The 6,086-nt window shown below is 65.5% G+C and carries 4 protein-coding genes; 3 read left to right on the forward strand and 1 reads right to left on the reverse strand.

The annotated features are described in order from the left end of the window. Positions 1-59 precede the first annotated feature (59 nt). Positions 60-2,567 carry an excinuclease ABC subunit UvrA gene (gene uvrA / locus JHD07_RS25895; protein WP_291627211.1) on the forward strand — a complete coding sequence of 836 codons (2,508 nt, stop codon included), beginning with the start codon at positions 60-62 and terminating at the stop codon, positions 2,565-2,567. A gap of 237 nt (positions 2,568-2,804) precedes the next feature. On the opposite strand, the gene JHD07_RS25900 is transcribed toward uvrA, so the two are convergent. Next, positions 2,805-3,272: a hypothetical protein gene (locus JHD07_RS25900; RefSeq protein ID WP_291627213.1), complete on the reverse strand. Its 468-nt coding sequence runs from the start codon at positions 3,270-3,272 to the stop codon at positions 2,805-2,807. 339 nt (positions 3,273-3,611) lie between these two features. Here JHD07_RS25900 and glgC point away from each other — a divergent pair, with 339 nt between their 5' ends. Together glgC and glgA are read left to right on the forward strand one after the other, a co-directional pair. Next, a complete protein-coding gene (gene glgC / locus JHD07_RS25905; RefSeq protein WP_291627214.1) occupies positions 3,612-4,874 on the forward strand; it encodes a glucose-1-phosphate adenylyltransferase in 1,263 nt (420 codons plus the stop codon). Further along, positions 4,871-6,086, forward strand: a 1,216-nt coding sequence (gene glgA / locus JHD07_RS25910) for a glycogen synthase GlgA (RefSeq protein WP_291627216.1), incomplete at its 3' end; no start/stop codon positions are given. The genes glgC and glgA, both read left to right, overlap by 4 nt.

The raw sequence follows: 6,086 nt of genomic DNA on the forward strand, positions 1-6,086 counted from the left end.
ACTCGGGACCCATCCTGCGATCCTGCCGTTGATCCCCCAGGGGAACCGGAGGAAGCGAGATGGACGACCGACCCAGACAACCCGGCCTGATGCAGGACGACGGCTTCGTTCACGTCCGCGGCGCGCGCGAGCACAATCTCAAGAACGTCGACGTCCGCATTCCCCGCAATGCGCTCGTCGTGTTCACGGGCGTGTCCGGGTCGGGGAAATCCTCGCTCGCCTTTGGAACGATCTATGCCGAGGCGCAGCGGCGGTATCTGGAATCGGTATCGCCCTACGCGCGGCGCCTGTTCCACCAGATGCAGATCCCTGAAGTCGACGACATCGAAGGCTTGCCGCCCGCGGTCGCGCTCCAGCAGCAGCGCGGGGCGCCGACGACGCGGTCGTCGGTCGGCAGCGTCACCACCATCTCGAACCTCCTGAGGATGCTCTATTCCCGCGCCGGCGACTATCCGCGCGGACAGAAGATGCTCTATGCGGAGTCGTTCTCGCCGAACACGCCGGAGGGCGCCTGCCCGACCTGCCACGGCATCGGCCGGATGCTCGATGTCACCGAGAAGTCCATGGTGCCCGACGACACTAAGACGATCCGCGAGCGCGCGGTCGCGGCCTGGCCGAGCGCCTGGCAGGGACAGAACCTCCGGGACATCCTGACGACGCTCGGCTACGACGTCGACAAACCCTGGCGCGAGCTGCCGAAGAAGGATCGTGACTGGATCCTGTTCACCGAGGAGCAGCCGACCGTCCCTGTTTATGCCGGCTACGACGCAGCCGAGGTCAAGCGGGCGCTGCGCCGCAAGGAGGAGCCGAGCTACCAGGGCACGTTCACCGGCGCCAAGCGCTACGTGATGCAGACTTACGCCAAGTCCGAGAGCGCGATGATGAAGCGTCGCGTCGCGCAGTTCATGATCACGCGGGACTGCCCGACCTGCCACGGCGCGCGGCTGAAGCCCGAGGCGCTCAAGGTCAGGTTCGCCGGCCTGAATATCGCAGAGATGTCGCACCTGCCGCTGAAGCAGTTGCACGAGGTGATGAAGCCGTTCGCAAGGGCTTCATCGGAAAAATCCGAGAAGACCGTCGTCGCCAGGAGAATCTGCGAGGATCTGTCGGCGCGGCTCGCCGTCCTGCTCGATCTCGGCCTCGGCTATCTCGCCTGCGAGCGCAGCACGCCGACGCTGTCGCCGGGCGAGTTGCAACGGCTGCGCCTCGCGACGCAGGTCCGCTCGAACTTGTTCGGCGTCGTCTACGTGCTCGACGAGCCCTCCGCCGGCCTGCATCCCGCCGACACCGAGGCGCTGCTGCGGGCGCTCGACCGGCTGAAGCATGCGGGCAACTCGATCTTCGTGGTCGAGCACGAGATCGAGGTGATCAGGCAGGCGGACTGGCTCGTGGACGTCGGCCCCGACGCCGGCGATGGCGGCGGCCGCATCCTCTACAGCGGGCCGTCGGCCGGCCTCGGCGAGGTCGAGAACTCGCGAACAGCGCAGTACCTCGCGCACCCGCGAAAGAAGCTGCCGACGATCCGCCGCGAGGCGAAGGGGCATCTCGAGATCAGGGGCGTGACCCGAAACAATTTGCGCGGCCTCGATGTCGACATTCCGCTGGGCGTCATCGCCAGCGTCACCGGCGTGTCCGGCTCCGGCAAGTCGAGCTTGATCAGCCAGTTCCTCGTCGAGACCGTCGCCGCGCATCTCGGCCACACGCTCGCCACGGATGCCGATGACGACAGCCTGGCTCCGACGGTGGAGACGCTGGGCGGCAGGATCGTTGCCGGGCTCGACCAGATCAGCCGCCTCGTCGTCGTGGACCAGAAGCCGATCGGCCGCACGCCGCGCTCAAACCTCGCGACCTATACCGGCCTGTTCGACCACGTGCGAAAACTGTTCGCCGCGACACCGCACGCCAAGTCCCGCCGCTACGATGCCGGGCGCTTCTCCTTCAACGTCGCCAAGGGCCGGTGTGCGACCTGCGAAGGCGAGGGCTTCGTCTCCGTCGAGCTGTTGTTCCTGCCCAGCGTCTACGCGCCCTGCCCGACTTGCAAGGGTGCGCGGTACAACGACAAGACGCTGGAGGTGAAGATCCGCGGCAAATCCATCGCGGACGTGCTGGCGATGCGGGTCGACGAAGCGTTCGACTTCTTCGAGGGCGATACAACGCTGAACCGCGCGCTGTCTGTCGTGCGCGAGGTCGGTCTCGGCTATATCCGCCTCGGCCAATCCGCAACCGAGCTGTCCGGTGGCGAGGCCCAGCGCATCAAGCTGGCCACCGAGCTGATGCGTCCGCAACGCGGCCACACGCTCTATGTTCTGGACGAGCCGACCACCGGTCTGCACCCGCGGGACGTCGAGCGGCTGATTGCCCAGCTCGACCGGATCGTGGATTCCGGCAACAGCGTGATCGTGGTCGAACACGACATGGACGTCGTGGCGCACAGCGACTGGATCATCGACCTCGGCCCCGGTGCCGGTGTCGAGGGCGGCCGCGTCGTCGCGTCGGGGACGCCCGAGCAGGTCGGCAAGGCTGGCGGGAAGACCGCGCCCTATCTGGCGCGGCGCCTCAAGCAGTAGCACCGGCCTACTCCACGGAGACGCCAACAACGCCCGCACTCGTCATGCCGAGCGCAGGCGCGGCCGGCACGGGGAGATCGACGATGCAGCCGCGGATGAAGGGACCGCGGGACTAGCATGCGCAAGGATGCGCAGGCTTCGCCTCGAGCCTGGCCCGCTGCATCTCGCCGCAATCGTGCTCATGCATTTAGCATGCATGAGCCTGATCGTGTGGCTGTCGTTCTAGCTACGTACCGCTCACCAGCCGCGGTAATAGTGACGGTGATAGACGCGGTACGGCCGGTGATAAGCCCGGTAAGGCCGGTAATAGCCGTAGCTGTAATACGGACGATACGGCCGGTAGTACCGCGGATAGGCCGGCGCGTAGCCATAGCCACCGTAATAGGCGGGGGCATAACCGTAACCGTAGCCCGGATATCCGTAGCCGTAGCCTCCGTAGCCGTAGCCTCCGTAGTAGGGTCTGCCATAGTAGCCGTAAGGCGCGCCGCCGGCGATGGCGCCGCCGATGATCGCACCGGCTGCGAGACCACCGAGGGCAACGCCCCAGCCGCCGCCGCGCCAATGCACCGGCGTGACATTGTCACCGGCCGCAGCCTTCATCGTCGCAACATTCGTCGGCATCGGGCCCGCTGTGGCTTGCCCGACCTGGGCCGCCATGAGCGCGCCGGCCAACGAACAGGCAATCGCCGTCTTCCAGATTCTCATCGTCCTACTCCCTGTCTGACCTTTCGCTAGAAAGAGGATCTCAGCGTCATGATCGGGCATCCTTGCGCCAAGTCAAAGCCCAGAAAAGCCCTCACTTTTGCGTGCACCGCACAAGACGCTGCCTCCGTTCTGATTAACCGTGCCCGGCGCCGACGACCTCGACGCCTGCGACACCGCACGATGACGGCCGAGGCCTGAGTCACCCGGCAAGGCATTAAGCTTCCGGCCCGATCGCAACCATCAACCATCTTCACGATTTACTATTCGTAACGTTACTATCAGTTCCAATGAGCGCGGCCGGGAGGCTTCTCGCGAGCGCCAGAGTTGTGGGAGAATGACATGAGTGCCGCGAGACCCGAGCCGCTTGCCCGTCAGGCGCTGGCCTTCGTCCTGGCCGGCGGCCGCGGCAGCCGGCTCCTGGAGCTGACCGACCGGCGCGCCAAGCCGGCGGTCTATTTCGGCGGCAAGTCCCGCATCATCGATTTCGCGCTCTCCAATGCTGTGAATTCGGGCATCCGCCGTATCGCGGTCGCAACGCAATATAAGGCGCACAGCCTCATCCGGCACCTTCAGATGGGCTGGAACTTCTTCCGCCCCGAACGCAACGAGAGTTTCGATATCCTGCCCGCCAGCCAGCGCGTCTCCGAGACCATGTGGTACGTGGGCACGGCGGACGCCGTGTACCAGAACATCGACATCATCGAGGCCCATGCCTGCCGCTTCATCGTGGTGCTGGCCGGCGACCACATCTATAAAATGGATTACGAGGTGATGCTGCGCCAGCACGTCGAGAGCGGCGCCGACGTCACCGTCGGCTGCCTCGAAATGCCGCGGTCGGAATCCTCCGGTTTCGGCATCATGCATATCGACGAGAATGGCTGGATCAAGGAGTTCCTGGAGAAGCCGAAGGATCCACCACCGATGCCGGGCAAGCCGGACGTGTCGCTCGCCAGCATGGGTATCTACGTGTTCGACGCCAAGTTCCTGTTCGACCAGCTCAAGCGCGACGCCGAGGATACGAACTCGAACCACGATTTCGGCAAGGACATCATTCCCTACCTCGTCAAGAACGGCCGGGCGATGGCCCACCAATATTCGACGTCCTGCGTCCGCTCCGGCAGCGACCCCCGCGCCTATTGGCGCGACGTCGGCACAGTGGACGCCTATTGGGCCGCTAATATAGACCTCACCGACGTGGTGCCGGAACTCGACCTGTTCGACCGCGCCTGGCCGATCTGGTCCTATTCCGAGATCACGCCGCCGGCGAAATTCGTTCACGACGAGGAGAGCCGGCGCGGCCAAGCGGTGAGCTCTCTGGTCTCGGGCGGCTGCATCATCTCTGGCGCCTCGCTGCGCCGCTCGCTGCTGTTTACCGGCGTGCGCATCAACTCCTATGCCAATGTCGAGAACGCCGTGATCATGCCCTATGTGAATGTCGGCCGCGGTGCTCGCCTGCGCAACGTCGTGATCGACCGCGGCGTCGAGATTCCGGAGGGCCTCGTGGTCGGCGAGGATCCCGAAGTCGATGCGCAGCGCTTCCGCACGACCGAGCAGGGCATCTCGCTAATCACCCAGCCGATGATCGACAGGCTCAATACATGACGCCTGTTCGCGTCCTCGCGGTCGCCTCTGAAGTCTATCCCCTCGTCAAGACCGGCGGCCTCGCAGATGTCGCCGGTGCACTGCCGGCCGCGCTGAAGGCGCATGGCGTCGAGATGCGCACCCTGATGCCCGGCTATCCCGACGTGCTGCGCCTGCTGTCGAACGCCGAGGAGCTGCGGCGCTGGCCGGATTATTTCGGCGGTCCCGGACGGCTGCTGGCGGCATCGCATCACGGGCTCGATCTGTTCGTGCTGGACGTGCCGCATCTCTATGTGCGGCCGGGCAACCCCTATGTCAGCGCCGAAGGCGTCGACTGGGCGGACAACGGCGTGCGCTTTGCGGCGCTGTCGCGCGTGGCGGCCGATATCGGCCACGGTCTCGTGCCCGCTTTCGTCCCCGATGTCGTGCATGCCCATGATTGGCAGGCGGGACTCGCTCCGGCCTATCTGCATTACGACAACCGGCCGCGGCCCGGCACCGTGATGACCATTCACAACATGGCCTATCAGGGCAAGTTCGCCCCCGAGTTGATCGGATCGATCGGCCTGCCCTTGCACGCCTTCAACGTCAACGAGCTGGAATATTTTGGCGGCATCAGCTTCCTGAAGGCCGGCCTGCAATTCGCCGATCGCATCACCACGGTGTCGCCGACTTACGCGCGTGAAATCCAGAGCGACGAAGGCGGCATGGGATTCGGAGGGCTGCTGCGCACACGCGCGAACGTGCTCAGCGGCATCCTCAACGGCATCGACGTCGAGGTGTGGAACCCGCAGAGTGATCCGCACATCGCCTATCGCTTCGGCGCGGAGGACCTGACCTTCCGCGCCGCCAACAAGGCGGTGCTGCAGCAGCAGTTCAACCTCGATTCCTCGGACGAGGCGCCATTGCTCGGCGTCATCAGCCGGCTGTCGTGGCAGAAGGGGCTCGATCTCCTGCTCGAGGCCATCCCCACAATCTTGCGCGAAGGCATGCAGCTCGCGCTGCTCGGCAACGGCGACCGCGACCTGCAGGATCGCTACCAGTCGGCCGCCCGCGCCAATCCCGGCCGGGTTGGCGTCGTGATCGGCTATGACGAGATCCTGGCGCATCTGATCCAGGCCGGCTCGGACGCGCTGGTCGTGCCCTCGCGGTTCGAGCCGTGCGGCCTGACCCAGCTCTGCGCGCTGCGCTATGGCGCGGTGCCGATCGTCTCCCGCGTCGGCGGCCTCGAGG

Source organism: Bradyrhizobium sp., assembly GCF_016462955.1.
Taxonomy (GTDB): domain Bacteria; phylum Pseudomonadota; class Alphaproteobacteria; order Rhizobiales; family Xanthobacteraceae; genus Bradyrhizobium.